Origin of the sequence: Neolewinella sp., from assembly GCF_965214665.1 — a bacterium.
In the GTDB taxonomy this organism is placed as follows: Bacteria; Bacteroidota; Bacteroidia; order Chitinophagales; family Saprospiraceae; genus Neolewinella.
The window spans coordinates 1,636,855-1,663,023 of sequence record NZ_OZ243970.1; the positions used below are offsets into that span (position 1 = coordinate 1,636,855).

Sequence of the window (26,169 nt, forward strand, 5' to 3'; positions counted from 1 at the left end):
AGTACGTTTTCGTATCTGGCGGAAGTACGTGATGTAAGTCTGGCAACCTCCACACTTCGTTTGCCGTTTTGTGATCACACTTCAGCTACTCGTTTTTAAATCGATCAAGATGCAGACCGTGACTCTAGAACTACCTGATACCGTTGACCTACGAGAAGTGCGACTGATGATTTTCGCTTCTCTATTTGGAAAGGGTGCAATCTCTTCGGGTAAGGCTGCCGCGCTACTAGGCATGGAGCGTATCGACTTTCTTACCGCGGTGGGCGAATACGGCATTAGCATTTTCTCTGATGAGGATGACCTTAAGCGAGCCTTGGACATCCGGTTATGAGACTCGTTGTTGTCCTTCAAGCCCCACAAGGTCGCTATCTCCGGACTGTATAAAACAACCCGCTTAACCTACGTAGGCCCGGCAGATGGAAAACCACTGATGCTAGACGATACCTGCTATTTCATCGGGTTCGATCACAGCAGCGAGGCGAAGATCGCTCAGTTTTTGCTTAACTCTCCTACCGTGCAGGACTTCCTGTCCTCCATCATCTTCGTTGACTCCAAACGGTCGATCACTAAGGATATCTTGATGCGCGTCGATCTTAAAAAGGTATCCGGACTGTACAATCTTCAGGATGTACACCGGCACGATGACAGCATAACGTTCCAACAGTGGGAGGCCTTCAAGCAAGGATTAGTTCCAGAGCGTGAGAGTCAGCCAACGCTGTTTTAATGACCTGCTGAGTCCTCACAGCGGAAGCGCTGCATATTAAAGCATAGCACCCGCGGCGGTTAGCCCACCCGCCCGAGGTGCGTATCCCGGAAGCCGGTCGTAAACTTCAGGCCGTAGCCCAGCAGCCGGTCGAAGGCGCTATGAAAGAGCAGCACCGTGCCGGCCAGCAGGAGCAGCGGCTGAGCGAACCACCAGCCAATGATCCCCACCGCTAGGGCAACGGCCTTGTGGTGCGCGAGGTTGTAGCAACCGGCCCCCACACGAGGTCCGGCCAGGTAGCCGACTATGCTGAGGTCCGGCAGCAGAAAGGTGGCGGGTAGAACCCACCAGGCGTATGGTAATTGAGTAAAAACGAGGAGCGCGAGGAGCATCTCGCTCACTTCTTCCAGTTTTAGCAGGTTTTTCATGGGCAGTAGCAAGAATTGAGGCAATGAAGAGAATACGGCAAAGTTCCGGTGCTCCGCTGCCCCCGACGATAACAAAAGCTAAGAAAGCTCCCTACGCCACTCAGCCTCCCCGGGCCACCCGCGTCCTTATGCGGCTCAGCGACACGGGGGTAATGCCCAGGTAGTTAGCCACCAACTGCTGTGGAATGCGCTCTAGAATTTTGGTCTTGCCGCTGGCTAACAGGGCCCGGTAGCGCTCCTCCGGCGAGAGCAGCAGGTGCTCGACCAGGCGGGCATCGGTGCCGAGCAGATGGTATTCTGCAAGCCGGCGCCCGAAGCGTTCGTAAATGGGCCGCTCCGCGTACAGACGCTGGAGCACCGCGTAGTCAAACACGACCAGCTCTGTATCCACCAGGGCCTGGATGCTAAACTGACTGGCCCGGCCGGTGAGGCAGCCGGCGTAGTCTGCTAGAAGGTGGTGCTCGAAGAAAAAATAGGTCGTCCGCTCCTGCCCATCTGGCCGCGGATAGTAGAGGCGACACGTACCGTCGATCACCAGGGCCAGCACGGGCAGGTAGTCGCCGGCCTGGATGAAATGCTCCCCGCGGGCGAGGTGGCGCGCCCGCAGGGACGCTGCCAGTGGCTGCCAGTCGGCATCCGTAAGCTCCGGGACAAAGCGGTGCAGGTAGGCGCGCAGCGGGTGCATCAACCCACCCGCCGCACGTCCCCCAGAATATGCCCGTCGCCCTTTAGGTGCATTTTTCCCGGCTCAAGGTGCGGAGCCGTGAAGGCGAGGGCCTTGCAGGCTGTACCTAGCAGTTCGGTTCCCGGGTCAAAGTGGTTTGGCATGATGGGTGGTATTCGCGTAATGGAAAGACTGGCTCATGAGGCCTTCTCGTATTCTACCCGAGCAATATACTGAGGCGGGGGATAAGCGTGAGCGACGGTCGTATGATTACCTTACCTTCTCTATACGTGGTCAGAAACGAAATGGATATGGACAGATCAAGAAGAAATATTATTCGCAGCCTGGCCCTGGCACCGATTGGCTGGAGGGCGTATAGCAGCGTCCTAAGCTCGTCGAGCAAACCGCCGACTACTTCGAGGGTGCAGTACAGTGTCAATGCTTACTCCTTCAACGATGCCCTGAGAAGCGGTGAATTGACCTTCGGCAGTATGATGGAGTTTGCCGCCGACTTAGGGCTGAATGCGGTGGACCTGACGGCCTACTACTTTGGCAACTATCCCGAGGTTCCGGACGATAAAGTGTTATTCGACCTAAAGAAAAAGGCGCTGGCGCTGGGATTAAACATCCCGTGGACGGGAGTGAGAAATAATTTCGTCACTCCGGACAGCAAGGTCAGAGCTTCGGACAGGGAGTTGATCACCAACTGGCTAAGGGTATCGGCAACCCTGGGTGCATCACTAATGCGCGTATTCCCGGGATTTGGAGAGCACGAGGGATTTAGTAGAGCACAGGTCAAGGAGTGGATGGTGGCGGATTTTAAACAGTGCGCAAAAAAAGCTGAAGAACACGGCGTTATCCTAGCCATGCAACACCACAATGACTTTCTTTACCGGGCCGCCGAAGTAATATACATCCTGGAGCGGGTAGATTCGGAGTGGTTCGGCCTGGTGTTGGATATCGGTAGTTTACGCCAGGGAGACCCCTATACTGAAATTGAGGAACTTGCCCCCTATGCTGACTACTGGTTCATCAAGGAGTTCGTTTATATAAACGGCGTCGCTACCCCGGTCGATATGCAACGACTTGCTGCAATTATCAAAGCTGTGGGGTATCGCGGCTACTTATCCTTTGAAAGCTTATCCGCTGGCGATCCGCAACAGATTGTTACCTCGATGTTTAAAGACTTTAGGGCCGCGTACGAGCGATTGTAAGTAGCTGCGGTTCATCCGGTTTACCAACTTGAAGATCTCCGAAATCATCCCGCGGCCCCGCCCAGTAACGTCGGTGTACATTGGAGGATGGTATGGATCGTACGAATGATGGCTACGAAAATCACGCACCTTACGCTGTTTTTTCCCCTTGTGGTACTTACCGCCTGTGTAGAGCATACTCCCTCTGAGCTAGCGGAGAATACTACCACAGAAACAGCAACTCCAGTAGTTACATCCACCCCACCGGCCACGATCACCCGCAGCATCATACAGGACAGCGCCGGCGACATCTGGATCGCCGCCTTCGACGGGGTGTTCCGCTACGATGGTACGACGTTCACCAACGTGATGGAGGGGGTAAGTACGAGCCGCTTCTTCTCTGCGCTGGAGGATAGCGAAGGGACGCTATGGTTTGGCTCCATCGGTTCGGGGGTATACGCCTACGATGGGAGTAGGTTTCGCAACTATACCACGTTAGATGGTCTACTGAACAACGAGGTGACCAGCATCTACGAAGATAGTGGCGGAGGGATGTGGTTCGGAGTGAATGGCGGCGTGAGTAGGTATGATGGGACGACTTTCCAGAATTTTGTACTCAAGGATGGCCGTATGGAAAACGCTTTGCCCGGAGAGACCACCCCCGACCTACAACGCCCTCCCAGTGAGGTGACCGCCATCACCGAAGATCGAAGCGGAAACTTATGGCTTGCCACCAGAGGCTCCACCTTTGTGTACGATGGAAGCACGTTTACTGCGCAGCGCCACGACGGCGGGGCATTCACGAACGTGCGGTCGGTGATTGCTGACGGACAGGGAACGATCTGGCTCGGGGGGCAAGACGGGCTGTGGCGCTACGCTAAGGACACCTTCGACCAAGTAAGCCCTGACTTTGTAATCTACGTGTACGAGGCCGAGGATAGGGCGGGTAATATCTGGACGACGCAGCTCGGTAAGGACGATCAGTACGTACTGGCGCAATACAGCGTACCGCATCTTACCGATACGGAGCCTACCGTGCGGGAGATCGCGTCCCCCCATGCAGGCAACCGAGGAATGCTTTTTGGAATCCTGGAAGCCCGGGATGAGAGTGTGTGGTTTGGGGGACTCGATGGGGTGTACCGCTGGCGGGAGGGGAAGGTGGAAGGGTTCACGGACACCCTTGAAGCCGCCTACCGCGCAATCGCTGACGACCTGACGGGCACCCTGGGCGTAAGCGCCCTGCACATCGAGACCGGGAAGTCGCACTCCTTCAACGGAGGCGACCGGTTTCCAATGCAGAGCGTGTATAAGTTTCCGATCGCGATGGTAATGCTAGAAGAGATCGACGCCGGTGGGTATGCACTGACCGACTCGGTAGTTATAGCGCCCAGCGAGTACATCCCCGCTAGGGGCCACAGTCCGATCCGGGACCGGAACTGGACTACGCCGGAGGCGATGAGTGAGCTGCTCGCAGTATTGCACCGTAGGAAGTTTTTGTCAGATCGCAGCTATGCCTTACTGGCAGGATACATGAACTTCTCTAACCAATACTTCGACAAACGCATTAAGCAGCTACTACCCGCAGGCACTGAGGTCATTCATAAAACGGGGACTGCAGCGACGATGGACGGGTTGACGCGAGCGACAAATGACGTCGGTATTATCACGCTACCGGACGGTAACCACCTGGCGGTAGCTGTCTTCATCTCTGATTCCCGTGACTCGCAGGTGGATAGAGAACTGGCGATTGCTAGGGCGGCAAAAGCTTCTTACGATTACTGGGTCGCTAGATAGATATTGCATCCTGCGGCCCCGCCCTAATGCCAACGCGAAGTAGCCCGGTTAATAGCCAACCGCCTAGTAGCCCTTCATAAGGACAAAGGCTGGACGCAGGCCGAACTCGTCCGCCGCAGTGGCATCAGCCGCAGGGCGGGGCCGCAGGTACAAAAAATAATACCTTCGCGCCCAGCCAAACGGCTACAATCCGTATCAACCAAGGTGGGAATGATGAGAAGTCTTTTAGCGTTCGTGCTGAGTGGGTGTTGTTCGTTAGTATGCCTCGCCCAGACAGGTCAGCTTAGGGGAAAAGTGGTGGACGCCGTGGCCTACACGCCCCTCGTCGGAGTGAATATTCTGACCGACGACTCCCGCTCCCGGGGCGCCGTCAGCGACGAGAATGGTGCCTTCGCCCTCCCGTGCACGGACTCGCTGCAGTTGCGCATAACCTACGTAGGCTACGAATCCCTACAACGCTCCTACGCCTGTACGGAAGGCGGCCCGCTCGTCATCGCCCTGTCACCCGTGACCCAGGAGCTGGGTATCGTGGAGGTCTCCACCTCCACCTTCCCGACGGCCACTATCTCTCCGATCGAGCAGCCGGGGGCCAGCAGCTCAACGTCCGGGGCTACGGCAACGGCATCGGTCCGCGCGGAGTCAGCAGCAACTTCGACGGGCAGGGCGTGAAGGTATACCTGAACGGAATTCCCATCACGGACGCCGAGGGCATCACGGTCATGGACGACATCGACTTCGGCTCCGTGGCCACCGCCGAGGTGCTTAAGGGGCCCGTCGGTACCTTGTACGGACTGGCCATCGCCGGCGTCGTCAATCTGGAGACCGAGCGGGCGCCGCGGGAGGAGACCTCCGTCGGCCAGGAAGTGCTGGCGGGCAGCTACGGCCTGCTGCGGACCACCACCCGGCTCAGCCTGGGCGGCAAAAACTCCTCGGTGCTGGTCAACTACGGCCACCAGGAGTTCGGGGGCTTCATGCCACATACCCGCTCGCGCAAGGACTTCGCGAATCTGCTGGGCGACTTCCGCCTGAATGACAAGCAAACCGTGACGACCTACTTCGGCTACGCGGACAGCTACGATCAGCGCAACGGGGAACTGACCGTCGAGCAGTACGCGACCCTGGACTACTCCGGTAATCCACGCTACATCCAAAACAACGCCCACTCGGCCGTGCGCACCTTCCGGGCGGGGATCGGCCACCAGTACCGGTTCGGGGGTAGGCTGTCTAATTCGACCACCCTGTTCGGATCCTCCCAGAATATTGACAATAGCTCGGCCGGCGGCTGGACGGACAAAGTGCCGGAAAACTACGGGCTGCGTTCCGTCTTCGCGAGCCGGTTCGCGCTGGGGCGGCAGGTCGACCTAGCGGGCCTCACCGGCATCGAGGTCCAGAAGATGAACGCCCAGACCATCGGCTACGGCATGGGACCGGACAGCACCAACCTGGCCGGCTACAACGTCATTACCAGCCTGCGCAGCGACCAGGCAACTACGAACTCCACCGTGTCCTACTTCACGCAGTGGACCCTGGAGCTGCCGCGGCAGATCAGCGTCACCGCCGGAGTGGGAGTAAGCAATCTGCACCTCCGCCTGGAGGACCGCCTCTGGGGCCTGAGCAACAACCACCCCGGCAACACCCGGCTGCCCGTCTACGAAAAGAAGGATGATAATCTAGTATCCCCGTCCGTAGCCATTAACAAGACACTGAACCGGGTCGCGTCCGTATACGCCGCCTACTCCACGGCGTACAAAGCACCGGTGAGCGGTAACATCCTGATCTCTACGACGGGAGAGCTGAACACGGGCCTGACGCCCGAGCGGGGCGTGCAGCTGGAAGTGGGCACGAAGGGTAACTTCCTCAACGACCGGCTGGCCTACACCGTGGCGGTATTCCAAACGACATTCCGGGATAAATTTACCGCCATAACCGTGCAGAACCCCGAGAATACCGCCACCCTATATTCCTACGTCGTCAACGGCGGACGGCTGAATAACCGGGGCCTGGAAGTAGCGGCCAGCTACGAGGCGGTTGGCTCGGGTACGGGCTTTCTTACGAGGCTGCGGCCCTTTGCCAACTTTACGTACTCCGACTTCACCTACGAGGACTACCGTTTCGAATCGGTGGGCAGGAATGCCGCTGGTGGGGATAGCACCCGGGTGCAGGACTACTCGGGTAAGGCGGTGGCGGGCGTGGCTCCCGTTGTTTTTAACGCGGGCGTCGATTGGACTACGAAGATCGGTCTCTACGGAAATGCATACTATAACTACCGCAGCCGCATGCCCTTTACCTCCGACGGAGTGAATAAAACTGATCCCTACGGCCTGCTCAATGCCAAGATCGGGATTCGCCGGCACTTCCATCACCTTGAACTCGACCTCTACGCGGGCGGCTATAACCTCACGGGGGCGCAGTACTACCAGATGGTGTTCGTGAACCAGTTGCCGGATGCCTACATCCCGGGGCCGGATGCGCTGAACTTCTTTGGGGGGATTAACCTGAAGTATACGCTCTAAGCCGGGGCAAATCAATGCGAGGTTGCGGATCGGACAATCGCCCGCGTCTAATTTAAGCTACCGACGTTACGCAAACGCAGTTGCAACGCAGCGGAGTTACCCCACCCACCATACATTTTAACACTAAACCCCCAGATCTTAATACGCCGTCCGCAAGGTGACCGGCGACCTTTGCCCCAGCGAATCAAACCACTAGCCATGCACATCACCCTCACCGGCTCCCTGGGCCACATCGGTAACCCCCTCACCACCCGCCTCGTAGCCGCCGGTCACACCATCACGGTAGTGAGCAGCAGCGCCGGACGGGCGGAAGAGATCACGGCGCTGGGCGCAGTCCCGGCCGTTGGAAAGCTACAGGACGTCGACTTTCTAAGCAAGGCATTTCACGGTGCGGAGGTGGTCTACACGATGGTGCCCCCGGCCAACTACTTCGACCACAACCTGGACCTACTGGGTTACTACGAAACTGTGGGGCATAACTACGCCGAGGCCATCCGCCGCGCCGGGGTGCAACGGGTGGTTAATCTGAGCAGTATCGGGGCGCACCTACCACAAGGCAACGGCATTTTGCAGGGCACATACCACGTGGAGTCTATCCTGAACGAGCTATCGCAGCAGGTCGCCGTGACGCATATCCGGCCTACGGAGTTTTACTACAACCTCTACGCCTACCTCACGCCCATCAAACAACAAGGAGTAATGGGTAGTAACCTGGCCGCCCAGGATACGAATGTGTGGGTGGCACCCACCGATATTGCCGTCGTGGTAGCCGAAGAGATTGTGACTAAGGAATCCATTCCGAAGGTGCGTTACGTAGCCAGCGACACCCGTACCTATCAGGAAGTGGCTACGGCCCTGGGGAAGGCCGTCGGTAAGCCCGACCTGCGCTGGGAAATGATCTCAGACAAGCAGTTCTACGAAAATCTAAAGAGCGTAGGCATGCAACCCAGCATCGCCCGGGGCATGGTGGAGATGTACGCCGCCATCCACAGCGGCCTGCTCTACGAAGACTACCAACAGCATCAGCCCGCGACCCTGGGTGAGGTGAAGATCGACGACTTCGCCCGCGAGTTTGCGGTAGCCTACCGGGAGCAGTAACTTCGGACGATGGCCCCCTACCGCATCGCGTCCCTCCAGCAGTACCATAAGTTTCGGGGACTGGCCGGGCCGGCGCATCCGCTCATCAGTGTGTTTAGGATCGAGGAGATCGCGCGGCTGCGGGAGGACGAGCCGGAGCATATCGTACAGGACTTCTACTCCATCGCCCTTAAGCAAGACGTTAACTGCCGCCTGCGCTACGGCCAGCAGGACTACGACTTTACGGAGGGCCGCCTCATGTTCATCGCCCCGCAGCAGGTGTACTCCCTGGGCGCCCAGCAGAACCTCACGCACGCTGGCTGGGCACTTCTCGTGCATCCTGATTTTTTCTATAGTACCGCCCTACTCCGGACTATTCGGCAGTACGCCTACTTCGACTATGCGGTGCACGAGGCGCTGGTGCTGACCGAGCCGGAAGAAGCAAAGCTGGTCGATATCTTCCGTACCATCCACACGGAATGTCAGGCTAATATCAATGCCTTCAGTAAGCCCGTCATCGTGTCCTGGATCGAGGTGCTACTCAACTGCGCCAACCGGTACTACCACCGCCAGTTCCTTACCCGTGAGCGGGAGCACCGTGAGATACTAATCCGCCTGGAGGAGCTATTGACCGAACGGTTCAGGCCGGAGCGGCTTGCGCGGGAGGGAGTACCCACCGTAGTAGACCTATCCGCCGCCCTGCACCTCACTCCCAGCTATTTGAGTAGTCTGCTGCGGGTCCTGACCGGCAAGAGTACCCAGCAGCACCTCCAGGATAAGATCATCGAACGGGCCAAGGAGCGATTGTCGCTGGAGGATGCGCCGGTTGGTGAGATCGCCTATGGGCTTGGCTTCGACTACCCGCAGTCGTTCAGTAAGCTGTTTAGGGCCAGGACGGGGGTGACGCCTTCGGCCTTTCGGCGGTCGTTTGGGTGAGGGCGGGGTCGCGGGTGCGGAGGGGGATGAGGGTGGCACTGAGCTACCCTGCGGCCCCGCCCCAAAGCCCTGTCCCAAGTTTTGAGTTTAAAACTTGAACTAACATTTTAGCTAATTCGGTCAGATATCGGTATCTTCAGCTAAAATACTAGCCATGTATAGCACCGTCCCTCTGCCCACCGAAGTAGCCCGGTCGGTAGCGAACCGCCTGGTGGCCCTCCGCAAAGATAAAGGCTGGACGCAGGCCGAACTCGCCCGCCGCAGCGGTGTCAGCCTCGGGAGCCTGAAGCGGTTCGAGCAGCAGGCACTGATCAGCCTGGAGAATCTGCTCGCCCTGGCCCACGTGCTGGGGCGGCTGGAGGACTTTGGGAGTCTGTTTGCCTGGGATGAGAACCTGGCCGCGGTACGCAAGCGCTTCGCTGAGTTTAAAGACTGATGGATGCACTACGGATATACCTCGATCTCGGCGACGAACCGGTGACCGTAGGTCGCTTTCTTCTACAGGGGCGTACGCCGTACTTTCAGTTCACTTCGGAATTTATAGCGCGGGGACACAACATCTCACCCCTGAAACTAGCCTGGACGACGGAGATCCAGCGGGCCGATACGGCAATATTCGACGGGCTCTTCGGTGTTTTCGCTGACTCACTGCCGGATGGGTGGGGCCGCCTGCTGCTGGACCGTGAGCTCAGCCGGCGGGGTGTTGATCTCAACGCCATCGGGGTACTGGATCGGTTAGCCTACGTCGGCAACACCGGCAAGGGGGCACTGACTTACCGGCCGGAACTGCAGACGGTGGCGGAGGAGCTAGCTTATGAGCTGGTGCTGGATCGGCTGGCTGCGCGGTCACGGGCGGTGCTTCGGGAAGAAAACCTTGGAGCGGTGCCCGACCTGCTCCGTCTGGGGGGCTCCTCCGGCGGGGCGCGGCCGAAGGTGCAGGTGCTGTACAATCCTACTACGGAGGATCTGCTGCCGGATAGTCTGCCCGTGCCGCCCGGCTACGAGGCGTGGATCATCAAATTTCCGGCTACTTACGATCCTGGCGACAGTGCGCGCATCGAGTATGCGTACTACCGGGCGGCGCTGGCGGCGGGACTCGAGATGTCCGAGTGCCGGCTATTCTCAGGTGCAACAGGGGCCTCCTACTTTGGTACGAAGCGCTTCGATCGCGGCGTAGGTAGCACCCGCCTGCACCTGCATTCCCTGGCCGGACTGGTCCACGATAACTTCCGCCTGCCCGCCCTCGACTACGGTCACGCCATGGACGCCGCCTTTCGCCTGGAACAGGACGTAGCCGCCTACCACAAAGTCCTGCGCATCGCGGCCTTCAACGTGTTTGCCCACAACCGCGACGACCACAGTAATAACCTCTCCTTCCTTCAGGACGCGGCGGGCGGGTGGACGGTCGCTCCGGCCTATGACCTTACCTATTCCCGCCCCGCCCACGGAGAGCATAGTATGACGGTGGCCGGGGAGGGGCGCTCACCGGGACGTACCGATCTACTGCGGCTGGCTGAGCATTTTAGGGTACGGAATCCGGTCAGTGTACTAGACGAGGTGTGGGAAGGTGTGCGGCGGTTGCCTGAGGTGTTACGTGAGGAGGGGGTAGCGGAGGAAACTGCGGGGGCCGTGGGGCGGCACCTACGAGTGGCGAATGGTTTGCGATGAATTAAGAAGTCGGGCGGGGCCGCAGGTGCTGCAACGCATTTATTCCGGGTTTTCACCGGGGGTTGCGGTACGTGTTTGGGTGGCCTATTGAGTGAGGCACCCTTTACTTCATCATTCCATCAATAAAGTTCCGCTGCCCCTTCTCCTCCGCGAACTTCCGCGCATTAAACGCCTCCGATCCGCCCCGCGGGATCGACAGCGACTGCCACTCCGCCCCCCGCAGCTGCTTAGCGAGCAGTACGATCTGGCCCACGTGGTAGCTGTAGTGCGCGAGCTGCCGGTTAATCGCTTCGTACACCGGGTGTCCCTCGTTACGGATGTAAATAACCGTTTCGAGTTGCCCAGGGGTGAGCTCGTTCAGGGCCTGCTCCAGTACGGCCCAGCCCTCATTCCAGGCCCCTTCGAGGGCGGGCCGGTCAGGAAAATTGGCGACGAACTCATCTTCGCGATCGCGCCAGGTCTTTTCTCCGTCGGTGGTGAGGAAATCCGTCCACCGGCTCCGCATATTGCCGGCCAGGTGCTTGACGATGACGGCGATGCTGTTGCTGCCGGCGGCATCATCCTGCGTGAGTTGCGCGAAGGTGAGCTGCGCCATGGCCCCCTCGGCGAGGTGGCGGTAGTAGGCGAATTGCTTACGGTAGTTTTGGAGTAGGGGGGCCATGGGTGACTATAGAACGCCTAACGGATAGAATTGATGGGGTCACCTACTTACCGGTCAGTACCTTCGGTCCATGCGTATTCTCGTCCTGCTCCTGCTGCTTTGCACCCGCGTCCCCGCCCAGCGCCTGCCCGTTGATCAGGTGGACGTATTTAGCGGTACGTCTAACTCCCGCTGGATGTTTTTCCCGGGGCCGACGCAGCCGCTCGGGATGGTGAAGCTGAGCCCCGACAACCAGCTCAACGTGTGGAACGGCGGCTACGAGTATACCGTGGGCAGTATCTCGGGCTTCAGCCACCTACACGGTATGGCTCTGGCCGGAGTGAGCTATATGCCCTACGTGGGGCCCCTGGACTTCGGGGATGAATACCTTAAGCTCTTCCCCGGTAGCCCCGACGGGCCCTTCGGGAATATGTGGACGGCCGGCTACCGCTCCCGCTACGGTAAGGCCAGCGAACGGGGCGGGCCGGGCTACTACGCCGTCGACCTAATCGATACCCCGGTGCGCGTGGAACTGACTGCCACCGACCGCTGCGGAATGATCCGTACCACCTTCCCGGCCACCCGGCAGGCGCGGCTGCTGCTCGACTTCGACCCCCCCACCGAGGAACGCTCGGACATCCTGGCGACCAGTCTGCGGCGCGTAAGCGATACGGAGATCGCCGGCTCGATCACCTTTAGCAATACGTACGTGGACCGCACGACGGTGTACTTCCACTCCCGCTTCGATGCCCCCATCGCCAGTATCGACGCCTGGCAGTATGCGCCCTATACCGGCAGTACGGCGGTGAGCTACGGCACAGACTGGCGGCGAGCGTGTTCCTTCACCGCAGCGATCGATACGTTCAGCGGGGGGAGCCACAGCGGCGTGGTGCTCAATTTTAGTACGACAGCGGGACAGCAGATCGTTACCGCCACCGGCCTGTCGTTCGTAAGCGCCGGTAACGCCCTGCTTAATCTTGAGGCCGAGCTGGGAGAGTTGAACTATGATTTCGACCGCACCGTAACCCACGCACGCGAAGTGTGGAACGAGCTGCTCGGAGCCGTAACGGTGAAGGGAAGTCCCGAGAATAGCCGCAAGTTTTACACCAACCTGTACCGCTCCTTCGCCGGTAAAAACCTGCTGAGCGACGTCAACGGACAGTACCTAGATATGTGCGAGCAGGTGCAGACCGTGCGCCCGCCGGCCAATGCGGTTTACAGCAGCGACGCCCTGTGGGGTACGCAGTGGGACCTGACGCCGCTCTGGACGCTGGTGGCCCCCCGCTACGCCAACTCCTTTGCAAATTCCTGCTCGAGCTGCAGCGCCACGGCGGCTGGATTCCCGAGGCACCGGTAGGCCTGGAGTACGCGCCGGTGATGGGAGCACAGCACCAGAATGCCCTGCTGATCAATCTGCACCAGAAGGGCATTGCGCAGTTCGATGCCGATAGTGTCCTGGCCATGATCGCGCACGACTATACCACCCCCGGCATCGACCACCCCTGCGGGGGAGTGGCCGGCAATCGCCACCTGGATTCTTACCTAGAGTACGGTTACGTACCCGAGGAGGCGGGGGCGGCCAGCAATACCATGGAGTACGCCTTCGATGACTGGTGCCTGGCCGAGTTTGCCCGCTCCCTGGAAGAGGACTCGCTGTACGCCCATTTTCTGGAGCGCTCCCACAACTACCGCCATCTCTTCGATACCCAGACGGGCTACCTGCGCCGCCGGCACGCCGATGGTCGCTGGGTCACTCCCTTCGACCCCCTGCTCGACGGCACCGAGGGCGGCTGGAACGGCCCGGGCTACATGGAGGGCAACGCCTGGGTGTACACCTGGTACGCCCCCCACGATCTACCCGCCCTCATTGACCTACTGGGTCGCGACACCTTTAACCACCGACTGGAGGAGGGCTTCCAGCGCGGCTACGTCGATCTGAGCAACCAGCCCAATCTGCAGGCGCCCTTCCTATTCAATTATTCTGGTCAGCCCTGGCAGACGCAGCGGTACAGCCGCCTGGTGGCCGATAGCTGCTTCCGTATCGATCCGCTAACGGCCTACGTCGGGGAGGAAGACGAGGGCCAGCTAAGCTCCCTGTACTGCCTGCTGGCCATGGGGTTGTTTCAGATGCAGGCGGGTTGCGGGGTGGAGCCTTACTACGACCTGAGCAGCCCGGTCTTCGATGAGGTGGTCATTCACCTTGACCCCCGCTATTATCCCGGCGGTACGTTCACCATCGTGGCGGAAAGTAACGGTCCTGACCGGCCATACATTCAGTCCGCTACTCTGGACGAGCAGCCACTGGCGGGGCCGCGGGTGCCGTGGGCACGCATCAGGGACGGCGGGGTGCTCCGGTTGCGCATGGGGGCGCAGCCCAATCGGGTGCTGTGGGAGTGAGGGGGCCGGCCTTCGGTGATGGGAGTTATTTCTTAATAAAACTGAGGCGCGAGTGCTCCGTGACGACCACGTACATCCCCGGCCGCAGGTGACCTACGTCCAACCGTCGGCCCTGACCGTCGTCGGTCGACAACCACTGCCGTCCCACTGCTACCTCCCTTCCCCGGAGATCGTAGATGCGTGGCCGTCCCCCGCTTTTCGTACCGGCGGGCGCTGTTACCGTAAGCGTGTGAGTAACCGGATTGGGATAGACCTTTCCTGCCGCGGGACTCCGTGGGCCGGCAGAACGGATATCAGAATAGGCATACGTACCGTCGTAGTCGGTTTGCTTCAGGCGGTAGTAGGTGCGTTGGTTGGTGGGCGGATCATCGTAGGTACGGTACGTGAGGGGTGCGCTTGAATTACCCGCGCCGGGTATCCGGCGAATGTCCTGCCAGGACAGTTGGTCGACCGACCGCTCCAGCGTAAAGTAGGCGTTGTTGTCCTCGTGCAAGGTTTGCCAACCGATACTCACGCGCCCCGTCGTGCTGGGGGAGCTCACCCGAAAGTGGACCAACTCGATGGGTAGTCCCGCTCCGGCGACGGCCAGGGTGAACCGGCGACCGTCCTCCAGCGCAGTCTGGGCGGCAAACTCGAACGTTTCGTTGCCTAGGGCCACGGCCCCGGCGATGGGCGTTTCGTCAGCAAAGCTGCCGTCGTTGTCCGTATCCACGAGCAGGCGCAGGTCATCGGCGGGGATGGGGTCCTGCTGCCCGCTGAGGTCCCACCGCATGTCGATAGCTCCTACGTCGACGGGCAGGCCGGCCCGGCTCAGTTCGCTTACCCGCCAGGTGCGAGATAATCTGGTTTGCACCCCGGGCGGAACATCGCCGCTACCGACGAACTGCTCCGGCTGACCGTCGTGGCCCCAGGTGAAAAATTCGTCATCCTCAAGATTAGTAGCATTCAGCATCCGTACGCTTCCCGCACCGCGGGCGTCCAGGTGGACGGCCGCAGCCGTCACGCGGCCGATACCGGCCACGTCGTGATCGTAGTTGCCGTTCGCTACCTCATCCTGTCGGTACACCTCGTTGCGGTTGAGGGCAATGCCGTACTTGGCCGCCAGGTGGTTTTCGGTGATAATCCGCTCGGCCTGGTTGACCACCTTGGTGAACTTCATTACCTCGGCAATTTCGCCATTGAAGTCCGTGGCCCCGCCGGTGCCGTTGCCGCCAATCCAGGTGTTGGTGGTACGATTTTCAATGTTGTGCGTGCCGGTGGCTACGTTTTCGCTGTTTTCGTAGAACCGCAGTCGATCGGTTCCAGCATTCGCAAAGGTCACGCTGTGTACGATCCAGGTATTTAACGGCGCGACGGTGCCGAAGTTATCTGCTCCGCCGACGTAGTTACGGTACCGCCCGTCCTGTCCAATCCCGATGGTATTTCGGCCGCCGTGTTGCAGCGCCACGTCCAGCTCACCGGTTTGCTGGCGGCGCAGTACGATGATAAAGGACATATTCTCATTGGAGTTACCCACCAGGGAGGCCTCCAGCTCATCATTGCCGTCGAAGACAAAGGTAGGCTGTCCGTTTAGGCCCGCCGGATTGACGTCGTACCGGGGCTGCTCGCTCCCGGCCGCGGTCAGGGTGAATCCCCTACCTGAGCGGTCCGCTACCTGGTTGACCAGCGCCCCATCGGCGTAATTTTCGTGGTCGGCACTGTACCAGAACTGCAGGGCGGAGCTACCGTCGCTTCGGCCGACCCCACCGGGACCGGTCTGCGCGAATAGAAAAAAGGGCGAACACATAAGGGTGAGAGAGAGCAGACGAATCATCATGGTGAGTGGTTAGCTTTCAGTAGCGCACCATCCCAAAAGGGACTTGCGCCGGTGGAGCACCTCTTTGCAACGTGAGCCACTGAGGTCAGCGTATATCCCCCACCTGCTTTCCAAGCATTGGCCCCTGGTGTAATCAGCCCATCTCCTATTGTGAAGCAACGAACGACGTATACGTTGGCCAGAAGCGGCCACTGCGGGCGGGGCCGCGGGTGCAAGGCTAATCGAGAAACTGCCGCAGCATTGGGTCGCTCGGTTTAGGGCAGGGCTGACACACTGCCGCACCGGTTGCATCGACCATGACGTAGGTGGGTGCTCCGGTGGTACCGGCGGCTGCTAGTACTTCTTTGGTCTGTCCTCTGGGTACTAAGTACTGACGCGCTGCCGGTGGCTTATGCTCGTCTAAATAAGCCCGCCACGTGTCCGGCTGGGTATTGTGCGCTACATAGATCAGTTCGACATTTGGGTACGCCGCGAGCAGCTCGCGCTCGTAGGGTTGCTGGGTCAGACAGGGAACACAGCCGGCAAACCAAAACTTCAGGAGGCGGAACTTTCGCTCGGAGGTCGAGCCGATTGCCCGTTCGCTTCCATCGGGGGTTTGATACTTCGATTTCAATAGCTTGAGTAAGCCCGCTACAGAAGCTGATCTAGCGGTAGCAGAGCGTTCGATTCTTGTGACCGCGTTCTGATAAGTTTTGGGTAGTGAGGCCCTCAACGTATCGATGGATTCGCTCTTATTCAGGTACACCCGCTGATCGGTAAGTAGGTAAGCTAGGTGGCTCGCCGTAGCATCGGCGCGGCGCTCGGAAATAGGAAAGTTTAGATACCCCCTGGCCCGGGAGGTCATGATGTTAGAAGTTACATCACGTGCTGAGTCGTGGACAACTTCACCTATTAATTGGGCCCACATTATGAAAGCACCGTTGTAATCTGGGCTATCGTAGTAATCAGCTTGTGCCAGCAGTCGCCCCAGTGAATCGCTAATGGCGGCAGGAACAGGAAGCGTGTCCTCCAGAAAAAACAGGTGGTAGTTATGGGATTCGATAGGCTGTTGGAAAGACAACAACTGAATAGTACGTTCTAGTAGAGGAAGTACGTACGCTGGCAGTCCTTCTGGAACCGGTACCGTATCGTGATGGACCCGGGCCTCTTCAAAGTACACGCGCTGCATCTCAATGAGATCGGTACCGGTACGCGGCTGGCGTCCTACAACATTCAGGGGAAGAAGCACAGCGTCCAGGTAGTCGTATTCCAGTTTATGAGGTCCTACCTCTACCACCCCGGAGTCGGTGTGTACCAGGGCGCGATCCAAACCAGGAAGCAGTACACGCAGCGATAAATTATACTCCGATTGGCAAAATACATAATAGGGTTGGTGAATATCAACGGTTAGGGTAGCGCTATCCCCGGGCCGTAGGCTATCCGGAAGAACCGCCTTAAAGTCGAGTGGGTAATCCTGCATTCGGGCACTAAACTCTCGGGTATCAGCTCCATCATTAATGAAGGTGAGGGTCGTCGACAGGGGTTCGGTAAAGGTTGCATTCTTCCAGGGAACTTCTGGGGTAGGTTCCCGAGGCGTGCAGGCGGAAAGAAGAGCTAGTGATAAAGTTATAAGTAGGTAAAAGTGAGGTTCCATCTTATGATAGATGCGTGGATTCGGTAGTTTGGTGGGTCGTAGACGCCGCACGGTCCGCTATGTCCGCCCCGGATTAGGTCGTTTAATTGTTCGGCTAACAATAGGGGGTGGAGCGGGCTGGACACTACTACTTCGAGCTAGACGACGGCCAGATTTTCTTTCGCTTTTACGTGGACGCGGCTGGCTTCGTACAGATGGCCCTGGAGCACGGAGCAGACACTCCACCCGCCGCGCTGCCGACCCTGACGACCTTCTCCAACGACGCCCGCCGGGGTATCCTGAGTCCTACAGTGCTGGCCTCCCTGACCGGGATGACGGAGGTAAGGATCAGCTCCTCGGAGCCCAGCAAACTCGACGTGCGGACCAGCGACCCGGGTATCATTCAGCGGGTGCTGACGAACAGGACCTTTAAATCCGACCCGGTAGACAATGGCATCATACGAACCCAGCATCTCCCTGCGCGGCGCGGTCTAACTACCTATACCCTGGATGTGAGCGCCCTACCCTCCTGTACCTACTACCTCACGCTACGCAGCGGCGCTGGGGCCGCCAGGCAGTGAGAATCGTACGGAATTAGTTGCCGCGGTCGCCGGTGCATGCATCCTCGAACCCGCTCCGCACATTTCTCGAGCATGGATTGCGCCCAACGCCCCACGGTCATTATATTCAGCCGTGTTACCGACCGACGTGTGCAGCGTACTGGGGGCAGGTGATACGACGCTTGGGGGGCGAAGCCGTGACCGGGTGTCGATTATACGGGGCCGCCTAGTCTTCGCATCGCGGTGCTGCCTATTGTGATTCGTGCGGAAGGTTCTGATGAGGGGGTGATATGCGTGTATGCGTCAACCGGCGTGTTCGCGTCAAAAGCTGGATCAGGCAGCCGGGCTATTGCGTGAACACAGCGCTGGGTTGGGGTGTATATGTCAATGATTGCGTAGGGATAGGGGTTATATCCGCAATGCGTGTACGTTGATGTTGGGCGACATGCCAGATCCCGGGGCGTAAACCGGGGTTAAACTGACAATAACTTGCGAGCAGGCGTTACTTTAGCTGCGATCCTACCGCCAAGACTGTAAGGCCAACTGGTGGGTTCGACCCCGTGCGACATCCTAGTCAGAGAGGTGCTAATGACTATCCTCGGATGGTCTGTCTGAGTTAATCCATTGGTGGAGCGCTTTACCGGCCTACCCCGTATAGAATAGTAGTACTCGACGCGCCATTTCTCCGGAAGGATCACCTCTACTCCCTTCACCTTTCAAAGACGGCATCATGGCTAAGGGTTCCAAGTTTGATAAACTGCCCATCGTACATCCCGCGGCGGCGGGCATCGATGTAGGCAGCAGGTTTCACCTGGTAAGTACCGGACAGGCGGCCGAGCAGACCCGGCAGTTCGGGGTATTCACCGCGGACCTTCACCAACTGGCATCTTGGCTAGTGGAGCAGGGGGTGCAGACGGTAGCGCTGGAGAGTACCGGTAGCTACTGGCAGATTCTGTTCTCGATCCTACAGGACTACGGACTCAACCCCATTTTGGTGAGCGGGCGGATGACTAAGAATATAATGGGTCGTAAGTCAGACGTGCAAGATTCGCAGTGGATTCAACGCCTGCACGCGCTGGGATTACTTTCGGGCAGCTTTCTACCGGACAACCGGACGGACAGTCTCAAGCAGTACGTCCGTCACCGGCAAAAGCTACAGGATACGGGCAATGACTACGTGCGTAAGCTACAAAAAGCGCTACGGCTGATGAATATCCGGCTGGACAATGTACTGAAGGATGTAGTGGGCCAGAGTGGGACACGCATTATCGAGGCGATTTTGGCGGGGGAACGCGACGGTGAACGTCTAGCCGACCTAATGGACTGGCGGGTGAAGGCTCAGCGGGCAAGCGTGGTCAAAGCGCTGAGTGGTGACTGGCGCGAGAGTTACCTGTTTGAGTTACGGCAGAGCTACGAGTTGTACGGTTACCTGCAGCAGCAGATCGCGCAGTGTGACGAGCAGGTAGAAGCTCTACTAGCTCGCACGATGCTGGCCTTACCCGCCGAGCGTCAGCAAGAGGTTGCCGCTTTTGCGTCGGCAAAAAAAAAGCGGTTGAATAAGAATGCGCCACAGTTTGCGATTGAGCGGATGGCCTACGGGGTGTTCGGTACGGACCTGTCGGCGATCGACGGGGTGTCGAAGTCGACCTTGCTAGTGTTACTCAGTGAGCTGGGGGACAACTTTACGCAGTTTTCCACTTCGGGTGCGTTTGCCTCGTGGCTGGGTCTAGTACCGAATAATAAGGTGAGCGGGGGCAAGGTACTGTCGAAGCGTACGCAGCGTCGCAGCAACCAGGTATCGACCGCGCTCAAGCGGGTAGCCAACGTGATCGGCAACCTCAAGGAGGGGGGACTCAACCAGTTCTTCCGGCGGTTAGCGTACAAGAAGGGTAGGGTGTTTGCTATCACGGCCACGGCCCGCAAGGTGGCGGTGATCATCTGGAACATGGTGACGAAGAAGGAGCCGTTCAACTATCTGACGGACGAGCATTACCTGGCTAAAGTCAGACAGGCCAAGATCCTCACCATCCGTCGGCAGATGGAGCGACACGCCCTGTCGGCGGCTGATCTATTCGCTTCCTAGCCCAGCATTAACCTCACGCGGGAGGTTGTTATATAGAATAGAATGCCGGCATTAGGCCGGCACGAGCAGACCCACGGAACAAAAAGAGTAACAGCAAAGCAAGACGTAAAGTGATAACGACCTTTCAGATGGCAAGAGCGGTGCTAGTCGCTTCGTTCAGTGACGGTGTCAGCCCGGCGGACAATGGTCCAAAAGCTCCCGCTGGTCGGTTTTGGCCCATGCCACCGCGCTGTCCCCTTGTCGAGAATAGAGATTACTGGTTACTTCGAATGATCGATGCTCCAGTTGCGGTGAGGCTTTTGGTGAACAACATATCGACATTGAGGACAAGCCAAGAAATACAACCTGCCAGTTAGAATCAGGACGGTTTAAATGTAAAGGGGGTACTTTTGAAACGTCAATCCAACAACTGGTTGGAAGCAATAGATTAACACGTGAAATTGTTTGTTTATGAATTGTACATGCTTCTAGATAACTACATCCAGATTAATTTACCTACTAGTTAGCACTAGGTCATTCCGGCGAGATCTGAAATTTATTGAAAATTCATATGATAAAACTTGGTGCTTACATATTAAAACGTTATGTTAGCGGTGCAACCTTGATCTTTGGTGGTTCAGTAAATAATTCGACAATGCGATACCTCTTCCTGATTGTACTAATTTTCACGATGTTCACCTGTAACGTTTCGGAAACTGATGCGTTTTCATTGAAAGAGCAACCTCCTTCGGAATCCAAGGTGCTGAATAGGACAATTTTCGAGATGTCCAATTTTGATGAGACTTCTCTCAACTTAACCTGAAATTGAAGTGCGGTCCGCAATTCAAAATTACATGTTTTCCAATAATCTTAACACATCAGACGTTGGACATCCTGCTTTCGGAAAGGTGATTAATTATGGTGGAAATAAAATTGTGCCCACATTAAGACCTGGTATGAACTTCGCTAATGAGTTCTTCATCTTATACGGTGGGAATCCACAAGCTGTTGAATACATTAGTCTAAAACACTCATACAAATCACTTGCTTTATCTTCAGCGTTGACATCAAGTTTGCTTCGAGAAGATGTAAAGAGTCGACGTCGAATAATGGGTAACTTTGTGTATGAAAAATTCGACACAAATGATGCAATGGCTAAAGGGTGTGACCTTATTCTCGTTACTAACGAATTTTGTATCAGAGAAACTGGTCGTTGTGAGGTTGTTGGATATGAATTAGAATTAGACTGTAGTAGTGGTGGAAGTGGTGATCCTGGATCTAGCCCCGGGCCTGGTCCCGGTTCCGATGGTGGAGATGGTAGCGGTGGTAGTAGCGGTAATAGTCCAATGAATGTTGAGGACAATAATACTCTGTCTTATGTGATGGATACACCACCGGACTGTAGTTCATGGAGTTACTCTTATAACAGTATAGATACCCGTGCGGCGGGTATTGATAACATGTCTTTCAAATGGGTGCAAGTTAATCCTTTTGGAAGATCAACATTTCGGTCTGTATTGTTTTCAGGAACAATCTATTTTACTGTTCCAGATTCCTTTAACGGAAGAACCATCACATCTGGAATGTCTTCCATGCTTACCGCTCAGGCAGTTTTGAATGCACAAATTGCATTTCAAAGGCAATATGCCTATACCATGCACTCTATGTCTAACTATCAAATCAAGCAAGCTATGCTTGATCTTATCGATATCGAAATGCTAAACTTATCTGGTGGTTCAGTTCTCACATCTCAGCCTTCAGGACCTGCGCCTCACGTCAATAATTTTTCTACAAATTGGTTTACAATTGGAGATTGTGGTTGAAAATCATTATGTAGTATCACTAGCTATTTTCAACTAGCTTAGCGCTTATTATTCAGATTTATCGCAAAGTAATCAAAATGTTACCCCTAACTAACCAATCGTGATTGAATACATAATAAAGGCTATTCTCTCTCAAACTGCGATCGTTGCATTTCTGAATGCAGGGGGGGACCTCGGTCTTGTACACAATTATGTACAAAATGATGACACTTTTACTCAAGTGTCAAATCATACAGCACTTTGGAACCATGCCAATCATAAGCTAGGAGGTCTAGATATATGCGATTCCACTATTTTGGTTACCTTACAGCAGAAGCCAAAAAAATTAATTATAGGGTTTGAGGCAAGTGCCAAAACTTTATACGATAGTATTGCGCAAGAATTCTCACGATCATACGGACTGCCAATCGAAGTAAACGCAAGTGAGCTCGGAAGTATTTCTTATGTTTCGGATAACTACGAACACCATTTAGGAATCGTTTTTATTGGTGCTAGCGTGAAAACTGACAGTACGTATCTATTCAGCTTACAAGTTGAACTAAGATGATAAAATAAGGCGTTATGTCAGAAGCTATGATCTGACATTATTGGAACCGACAGTATGGTTGAGATTACTATGCCGAAGTTGGCTAACAAAATGACAGTTTGACTTAGCCAGAATGCCTAATCGAGAGATAGTCATATTGAGGATATGTAGCACTAATCAGCATTTCTACTGGCGCGATAATCATCCATACAAAGTATATCCTACACGAAAGTTACGGACTCGCGGTACTTTTGATAATACATATTGGTCAAAAGAAAATACATCGTCCAACAATGCGCCATCGTCAACCGGGGCTGAGGAAGGGCAGTGTAAGTCGCTTCGATCAGTGACGGTGCCAGCCCGGCGGACAATGGTCCAAAAGCTCCCGCTGGTTGGTTTTGGCCCATGCCGCCGTGCTGCACCCTCCTCGGCGATAGAGGTTGCTGGTTGCGTTGTTTTATTCATGCCCCAGCTGCGGTGGCGCTCTCGTCAGACTGTGCAAAAGCTATGTTTTCTGTGCTATCCTTCGTACCTTAAGGGAACGAATCGATACCCGCCGCTGATGCCCCAGAAGATAGGATATGACCCCGCCCAGGTTAGCCTGTTTGCCGTTCCGTTAGAGGCCATGGTCGCCGCCGATGCCGAGGTGCGGGTCATTGCCGCCTTCGTCGACCAGTTGGACCTACCGGAGCTGAGCTTTCGTGCGGTGCGCTCCGATGGGGCTAGTGCGTACGCAGCGGAGGTGTTGCTCAAGATCTATCTCTACGGCTACCTGAACCGGGAGCGGAGTAGCCGCCGGTTGGAACGTTGCTGTCGGCTCAACGTAGAGATGATGTGGCTGACGGGCGGTCTCAAGCCTAAATACCACACGATAGCCGACTTTCGGAAGGACTACCCCAAGCAGCTCAAGGCGGTCTTTCGCCAGTACGTCCTCCTACTGAAGGACTGGTCACTGGTGGGGGGCGAACGCTTAGCGGTTGAGGGGACCAAGGTGCGGGCGCAGAACTCGACTAAGCGTAACCTCAACGCTGCCAAGCTCCAGCGTAATCTGGAACGGATTGAGGCGGGCATCCCGGCGGCCCTGGAGGAGTTTGCCCGCCGGGATACTCAGGAAGGCGAGGACCCAACCGGTGGGCGGCAGGCGCGCCAGCAAAGCACCCTGGACCGGCTGGCGTCGCTGCGTCAGCGTAAGGTGGAGCGTCAGGAGCAGCAACGGCTACTGGCCGCTAGCGAGGACAAGCAAATTAGTCTGACGGACGCCGACGCCCGTTCGTTGCTGGTGAAGGGCACGGAGTCCCTGGTGGGCTATAACGTACAGTTGGTAGTGGATGCCGAGCACAAGCTGATTGTACACGTGGAGGCGACCAACGTAACCGATGCGGAGGCCCTGAGCGGTCTGGTGGAGACCACGGCCGAGCTACTGGCTTTACCCCGGGATGTTAGTACGCAGGTACTGGCCGATAAGGGCTACCACAGCGGCTCCCAACTGGCGGCCGTGGAAGCGCAAGGGATGGTTTCTTTCGTTGCCGAGCGGCGGCTAAGTACGCGGGGCCAGCGCAGTACCGAGGTGTACGGGGCCGAGGAGTTCCGCTACGATGAGCAGCTGGATGTGTATCACTGTCCGGCGGGAAAGCAACTGAATACCACGGGGGGCTGGTATACCCGTACGGACTCAACGCGGCGTCACCGTACTTACTCCCTGCCCGCGGCGGTCTGCCGCAACTGTCCCCTCCCTGTACGCCAACTGCGTCAGCACTTCGGCGCAGGGCGAGCGGCGGGGCCGTACGCTGAGCCGGTCGGAGTACGCCGGGGCGGCCGACCGGAACCGCCAGCGGCTAAGGGATTAACCGGAGGTGTACCCCCAGCGGCAGGCACTAATGGAGCACCCCTTCGGCACGATCAAGCGAAGTTGGGGGGGCTACTTCACCCTAGTGAAGGGACTGGACAAGGTCGACGGGGAGTATAGTTTGTTGGCCTGCTGCTACAACTTGCGGCGGAGTGTGTCTATCCTGGGCGTACCGGCGCTGTTGGAGCTGCTCCGGGGTCGTTTATTCACTAAAAACGCCGCGGATGGGCGGTCCACAGATAATTTTGGCGCGATTGTGCGGCCCCTGATTTCGATTTTTGACAGATTAGCCTTTCCGCTAGCAACACGGCCAATTGCCGCCTGATCTGCCGGGAGCTTTTGCACAGCCTCTCGTTGGGCGCAAGCCGCTTAGGCGGCCTAGAAAACCCACAGAGTTATCAGGCCTAAGGAGAGTGATCACCTTTAGCAACAGCAACCTATCCTCGATCAGCCTGGTTATAGTCTCAGACCAGTGACCACAGATGATGAACTACTCTGCTTACATTGAGAGCAAGCCAACCGTACTATATGGTAAACCAGCGATCAAGGGTACTCGAATTGGAGTAAATTTGGTGATCGAGAAACTGGCCTATGGTGAAACGATCAGTGACCTACTAGCCGCCTACCCTCAACTATCAGCCGAACAGATCTATGCTTGTCTTGCCTACGCTACGGCGGTGATTCGCAACGAAGAAGTTTACTACCCCGCGTAGCCAGCTAGAGAAGTGAATCTATACCTAGCCGACGAGAACCTGGATGGAAGATTGGTAGAGGCCCTGCGCCAGCAAGGGTGGACGGTGCACTCGATTTTTGAGGACCACCGTCTTTGAGGACCACCGTAGTGCGAGCGATGATGAGGTACTCAACATTGCTGATGAACTGGATGCGATTATTGTTACCGAGGACAAAGACTTTGGTGAGCTAACTTTCAGCCGAACAGATCTATGCTTGTCTTGCCTACGCTACGGCGGTGATTCGCAACGAAGAAGTTTACTACCCCGCGTAGCCAGCTAGAGAAGTGAATCTATACCTAGCCGACGAGAACCTGGATGGAAGATTGGTAGAGGCCCTGCGCCAGCAAGGGTGGACGGTGCACTCGATTTTTGAGGACCACCGTCTTTGAGGACCACCGTAGTGCGAGCGATGATGAGGTACTCAACATTGCTGATGAACTGGATGCGATTATTGTTACCGAGGACAAAGACTTTGGTGAGCTAACTTTTCGCCTGGGCAAACACAATCGAGGGATCGTATTGATGCGTCTGAGTGGAATGCCAGTCGCACAGACGGTTGCCTTGGTTAGTCAGGTACTCACCGAGAAGAACGATGAGCTATATACTCGCTTCACGATTATCCAGGCTAAGCGTGTTCGTATCCGTAGTTTAAAGTTATAGCCTGCGTGGTAATGAATGGTGCTAGCTGTTTGCTTGTGAGTTAGCAAAGGATATTGCCAAGATTTTTAGTGATGTCGTCAATCGGTAAAAAGCTTCATGGATTGCCGCGGCGAATGTGACGATCGATGAGGGCATGATTACGGATTGTAGAAACTAGCATGAGCGAGCTAAGCTATGGTTGTGCCCCATAACAGACTGCTGACCCGTGGAGACGGTAGTTGAATCATAATGTATCTTAGGGATGACCAGTTGATAAAGATTGCGATTGAGAATCAGGCTTTCGGATAGCAATAATGGCCTTTCAGCAACAGTAGCCGCAGTCGTTTCAAAGGGAAAGATAGCCTCACCTATGCCCGGTCAACTCAGTGAACTACGAGATCAGTAGTATGCCGGCATCTAAGCCGGTACGAGAAAACAGCCAAATCAAGAGCTCAAAACCCTATAAAGCGAGGGACTACAGAAAACTGATTTAAAAGTCAGGTCTAGGATCCAGCGGCAATAGCATGAGCATCGTAAT

The 26,169-nt window shown here is 56.6% G+C and carries 23 protein-coding genes and 1 pseudogene; 19 read left to right on the plus strand and 5 right to left on the minus strand.

Annotation, left to right across the window (positions count from 1 at the left end; genetic code table 11):
- Nucleotides 1-109: 109 nt before the first annotated feature.
- Nucleotides 110-331 carry a UPF0175 family protein gene (locus ACOOHD_RS07315; protein WP_420460913.1) on the plus strand — a complete coding sequence of 74 codons (222 nt, stop codon included), beginning with the start codon at nt 110-112 and terminating at the stop codon, nt 329-331.
- A 99-nt stretch (nt 332-430) separates the two neighbouring features.
- The gene (locus tag ACOOHD_RS07320; protein ID WP_420460914.1) at nt 431-724 is read left to right on the plus strand and encodes a hypothetical protein; all 294 of its coding nucleotides are present in this window, start codon (nt 431-433) and stop codon (nt 722-724) included.
- Nucleotides 725-783: 59 nt separating this feature from the next.
- On the opposite strand, the gene ACOOHD_RS07325 is transcribed toward ACOOHD_RS07320, so the two are convergent.
- Both ACOOHD_RS07325 and ACOOHD_RS07330 read right to left on the minus strand, forming a co-directional pair.
- Nucleotides 784-1,131 carry a DUF4260 domain-containing protein gene (locus tag ACOOHD_RS07325; protein WP_420460915.1) on the minus strand — a complete coding sequence of 116 codons (348 nt, stop codon included), beginning with the start codon at nt 1,129-1,131 and terminating at the stop codon, nt 784-786.
- Nucleotides 1,132-1,231: 100 nt separating this feature from the next.
- Nucleotides 1,232-1,816 carry a Crp/Fnr family transcriptional regulator gene (locus ACOOHD_RS07330; RefSeq protein WP_420460916.1) on the minus strand — a complete coding sequence of 195 codons (585 nt, stop codon included), beginning with the start codon at nt 1,814-1,816 and terminating at the stop codon, nt 1,232-1,234.
- Between the two features lie 269 nt (nt 1,817-2,085).
- Here ACOOHD_RS07330 and ACOOHD_RS07335 point away from each other — a divergent pair, with 269 nt between their 5' ends.
- From ACOOHD_RS07335 to ACOOHD_RS07370, 8 genes are all read left to right on the plus strand, one after another.
- Entirely contained in the window at nt 2,086-3,009 is a 924-nt protein-coding gene (locus ACOOHD_RS07335; protein WP_420460917.1) for a sugar phosphate isomerase/epimerase family protein, read from the plus strand.
- A 105-nt stretch (nt 3,010-3,114) separates the two neighbouring features.
- Nucleotides 3,115-4,782, plus strand: a complete 1,668-nt coding sequence (locus ACOOHD_RS07340) for a serine hydrolase (RefSeq protein ID WP_420460918.1) — start codon at nt 3,115-3,117, stop codon at nt 4,780-4,782.
- A gap of 306 nt (nt 4,783-5,088) precedes the next feature.
- Nucleotides 5,089-5,451, plus strand: coding sequence for a carboxypeptidase-like regulatory domain-containing protein (locus ACOOHD_RS07345; protein ID WP_420460919.1), 363 nt, complete (start codon nt 5,089-5,091; stop codon nt 5,449-5,451).
- Complete coding sequence (locus tag ACOOHD_RS07350; protein WP_420461411.1) at nt 5,406-7,295, plus strand: TonB-dependent receptor; 1,890 nt, start codon at nt 5,406-5,408, stop codon at nt 7,293-7,295. Before ACOOHD_RS07345 ends, ACOOHD_RS07350 begins: the two co-directional genes overlap by 46 nt.
- Nucleotides 7,296-7,493: 198 nt before the next feature.
- Complete coding sequence (locus tag ACOOHD_RS07355; RefSeq protein WP_420460920.1) at nt 7,494-8,393, plus strand: NmrA family NAD(P)-binding protein; 900 nt, start codon at nt 7,494-7,496, stop codon at nt 8,391-8,393.
- Nucleotides 8,394-8,402: 9 nt separating this feature from the next.
- Nucleotides 8,403-9,308, plus strand: a complete 906-nt coding sequence (locus ACOOHD_RS07360) for a helix-turn-helix domain-containing protein (RefSeq protein WP_420460921.1) — start codon at nt 8,403-8,405, stop codon at nt 9,306-9,308.
- A 154-nt stretch (nt 9,309-9,462) separates the two neighbouring features.
- Nucleotides 9,463-9,744 (plus strand): helix-turn-helix domain-containing protein, encoded by a 282-nt coding sequence (locus ACOOHD_RS07365; RefSeq protein WP_420460922.1) that lies wholly within the window; start codon nt 9,463-9,465, stop codon nt 9,742-9,744.
- Nucleotides 9,744-10,976, plus strand: a complete 1,233-nt coding sequence (locus ACOOHD_RS07370) for a type II toxin-antitoxin system HipA family toxin (RefSeq protein ID WP_420460923.1) — start codon at nt 9,744-9,746, stop codon at nt 10,974-10,976. Before ACOOHD_RS07365 ends, ACOOHD_RS07370 begins: the two co-directional genes overlap by 1 nt.
- Nucleotides 10,977-11,079: 103 nt before the next feature.
- On the opposite strand, the gene ACOOHD_RS07375 is transcribed toward ACOOHD_RS07370, so the two are convergent.
- Complete coding sequence (locus tag ACOOHD_RS07375; protein ID WP_420460924.1) at nt 11,080-11,637, minus strand: DinB family protein; 558 nt, start codon at nt 11,635-11,637, stop codon at nt 11,080-11,082.
- Nucleotides 11,638-11,707: 70 nt separating this feature from the next.
- On the opposite strand from ACOOHD_RS07375, the pseudogene ACOOHD_RS07380 reads away from it, so the two are divergent.
- A pseudogene (locus tag ACOOHD_RS07380) lies at nt 11,708-14,013 on the plus strand (GH92 family glycosyl hydrolase).
- A 25-nt stretch (nt 14,014-14,038) separates the two neighbouring features.
- Here the strand turns inward: ACOOHD_RS07380 and ACOOHD_RS07385 are convergent.
- Both ACOOHD_RS07385 and ACOOHD_RS07390 read right to left on the minus strand, forming a co-directional pair.
- Nucleotides 14,039-15,829 (minus strand): T9SS type A sorting domain-containing protein, encoded by a 1,791-nt coding sequence (locus ACOOHD_RS07385; RefSeq protein WP_420460925.1) that lies wholly within the window; start codon nt 15,827-15,829, stop codon nt 14,039-14,041.
- Nucleotides 15,830-16,046: 217 nt separating this feature from the next.
- Nucleotides 16,047-17,462, minus strand: coding sequence for a TlpA family protein disulfide reductase (locus ACOOHD_RS07390; RefSeq protein WP_420460926.1), 1,416 nt, complete (start codon nt 17,460-17,462; stop codon nt 16,047-16,049).
- 107 nt (nt 17,463-17,569) lie between these two features.
- Here ACOOHD_RS07390 and ACOOHD_RS07395 point away from each other — a divergent pair, with 107 nt between their 5' ends.
- The 8 genes from ACOOHD_RS07395 (at nt 17,570) to ACOOHD_RS07430 (ending at nt 25,652) form a co-directional block, all read left to right on the plus strand.
- Nucleotides 17,570-18,022, plus strand: coding sequence for a hypothetical protein (locus tag ACOOHD_RS07395; RefSeq protein ID WP_420460927.1), 453 nt, complete (start codon nt 17,570-17,572; stop codon nt 18,020-18,022).
- A 709-nt stretch (nt 18,023-18,731) separates the two neighbouring features.
- Nucleotides 18,732-20,084 carry an IS110 family transposase gene (locus tag ACOOHD_RS07400; RefSeq protein WP_420460928.1) on the plus strand — a complete coding sequence of 451 codons (1,353 nt, stop codon included), beginning with the start codon at nt 18,732-18,734 and terminating at the stop codon, nt 20,082-20,084.
- Nucleotides 20,085-20,917: 833 nt separating this feature from the next.
- Nucleotides 20,918-21,886 carry a hypothetical protein gene (locus ACOOHD_RS07405; RefSeq protein WP_420460929.1) on the plus strand — a complete coding sequence of 323 codons (969 nt, stop codon included), beginning with the start codon at nt 20,918-20,920 and terminating at the stop codon, nt 21,884-21,886.
- 100 nt (nt 21,887-21,986) lie between these two features.
- Nucleotides 21,987-22,433 carry a hypothetical protein gene (locus ACOOHD_RS07410; RefSeq protein ID WP_420460930.1) on the plus strand — a complete coding sequence of 149 codons (447 nt, stop codon included), beginning with the start codon at nt 21,987-21,989 and terminating at the stop codon, nt 22,431-22,433.
- A gap of 541 nt (nt 22,434-22,974) precedes the next feature.
- Entirely contained in the window at nt 22,975-24,378 is a 1,404-nt protein-coding gene (locus ACOOHD_RS07415; protein ID WP_420460931.1) for an IS1182 family transposase, read from the plus strand.
- Between the two features lie 365 nt (nt 24,379-24,743).
- On the plus strand, nt 24,744-24,971 hold the full coding sequence (locus ACOOHD_RS07420; RefSeq protein ID WP_420461412.1) for a DUF433 domain-containing protein: 228 nt from the start codon (nt 24,744-24,746) through the stop codon (nt 24,969-24,971).
- A 97-nt stretch (nt 24,972-25,068) separates the two neighbouring features.
- Nucleotides 25,069-25,272, plus strand: a complete 204-nt coding sequence (locus ACOOHD_RS07425) for a DUF5615 family PIN-like protein (protein ID WP_420460932.1) — start codon at nt 25,069-25,071, stop codon at nt 25,270-25,272.
- Nucleotides 25,273-25,361: 89 nt separating this feature from the next.
- The gene (locus ACOOHD_RS07430) at nt 25,362-25,652 is read left to right on the plus strand and encodes a DUF5615 family PIN-like protein (protein ID WP_420460933.1); all 291 of its coding nucleotides are present in this window, start codon (nt 25,362-25,364) and stop codon (nt 25,650-25,652) included.
- Nucleotides 25,653-26,169: the final 517 nt, after the last annotated feature.

What these genes read in the sequence shown, in the direction of transcription:
- ACOOHD_RS07360 (WP_420460921.1), top strand. Translation starts at nt 8,403, where the DNA reads ATGGCCCCCTACCGCATCGCGTCCCTCCAGCAGTACCATAAGTTTCGG.
- ACOOHD_RS07385 (WP_420460925.1), bottom strand. Translation starts at nt 15,829, where the DNA reads ATGATGATTCGTCTGCTCTCTCTCACCCTTATGTGTTCGCCCTTTTTT.
- ACOOHD_RS07325 (WP_420460915.1), bottom strand. Translation starts at nt 1,131, where the DNA reads ATGAAAAACCTGCTAAAACTGGAAGAAGTGAGCGAGATGCTCCTCGCG.
- ACOOHD_RS07320 (WP_420460914.1), top strand. Translation starts at nt 431, where the DNA reads ATGCTAGACGATACCTGCTATTTCATCGGGTTCGATCACAGCAGCGAG.
- ACOOHD_RS07375 (WP_420460924.1), bottom strand. Translation starts at nt 11,637, where the DNA reads ATGGCCCCCCTACTCCAAAACTACCGTAAGCAATTCGCCTACTACCGC.
- ACOOHD_RS07420 (WP_420461412.1), top strand. Translation starts at nt 24,744, where the DNA reads ATGAACTACTCTGCTTACATTGAGAGCAAGCCAACCGTACTATATGGT.
- ACOOHD_RS07400 (WP_420460928.1), top strand. Translation starts at nt 18,732, where the DNA reads ATGGCTAAGGGTTCCAAGTTTGATAAACTGCCCATCGTACATCCCGCG.
- ACOOHD_RS07370 (WP_420460923.1), top strand. Translation starts at nt 9,744, where the DNA reads ATGGATGCACTACGGATATACCTCGATCTCGGCGACGAACCGGTGACC.
- ACOOHD_RS07415 (WP_420460931.1), top strand. Translation starts at nt 22,975, where the DNA reads ATGCCCCAGAAGATAGGATATGACCCCGCCCAGGTTAGCCTGTTTGCC.
- ACOOHD_RS07330 (WP_420460916.1), bottom strand. Translation starts at nt 1,816, where the DNA reads ATGCACCCGCTGCGCGCCTACCTGCACCGCTTTGTCCCGGAGCTTACG.
- ACOOHD_RS07340 (WP_420460918.1), top strand. Translation starts at nt 3,115, where the DNA reads ATGATGGCTACGAAAATCACGCACCTTACGCTGTTTTTTCCCCTTGTG.
- ACOOHD_RS07365 (WP_420460922.1), top strand. Translation starts at nt 9,463, where the DNA reads ATGTATAGCACCGTCCCTCTGCCCACCGAAGTAGCCCGGTCGGTAGCG.
- ACOOHD_RS07390 (WP_420460926.1), bottom strand. Translation starts at nt 17,462, where the DNA reads ATGGAACCTCACTTTTACCTACTTATAACTTTATCACTAGCTCTTCTT.
- ACOOHD_RS07355 (WP_420460920.1), top strand. Translation starts at nt 7,494, where the DNA reads ATGCACATCACCCTCACCGGCTCCCTGGGCCACATCGGTAACCCCCTC.
- ACOOHD_RS07405 (WP_420460929.1), top strand. Translation starts at nt 20,918, where the DNA reads ATGTTTTCCAATAATCTTAACACATCAGACGTTGGACATCCTGCTTTC.
- ACOOHD_RS07315 (WP_420460913.1), top strand. Translation starts at nt 110, where the DNA reads ATGCAGACCGTGACTCTAGAACTACCTGATACCGTTGACCTACGAGAA.